The organism is Gilvimarinus sp. 1_MG-2023, from assembly GCF_030548285.1.
The window spans coordinates 1-245 of the sequence record NZ_JAUOSC010001507.1; the positions used below are offsets into that span (position 1 = coordinate 1).

1 protein-coding gene is annotated in these 245 nt (G+C 55.5%); it reads left to right on the top strand.

Annotated features, from left to right (window positions below; translation table 11 throughout):
* A partial coding sequence (locus Q4563_RS21860) for a hypothetical protein (protein ID WP_303606033.1) occupies nt 1-245 on the top strand: 245 nt, incomplete at both ends.

Sequence of the window (245 nt, forward strand, 5' to 3'; positions counted from 1 at the left end):
GTTTACCGCTGCTGCTGAGCGTGCCGGTTTGGCCTGTGTGCCGGCGGTGACGGTGACGACGGCAGAGGAATTGGCGCAGGCGTATGCTGACATGTCGGTTTACGGTGAAGTCTGTATCAAGCCTGCCATCGGTATTTATGGTCAGGGCTTCTGGCGTTTTCGGGAAGGTGTGGATGCCTTTCGCTGTTTTGCGAATCCGGATGCCCGTGAAGTCAATTTTGAGGCCTATTTACAGGCCTATGGTC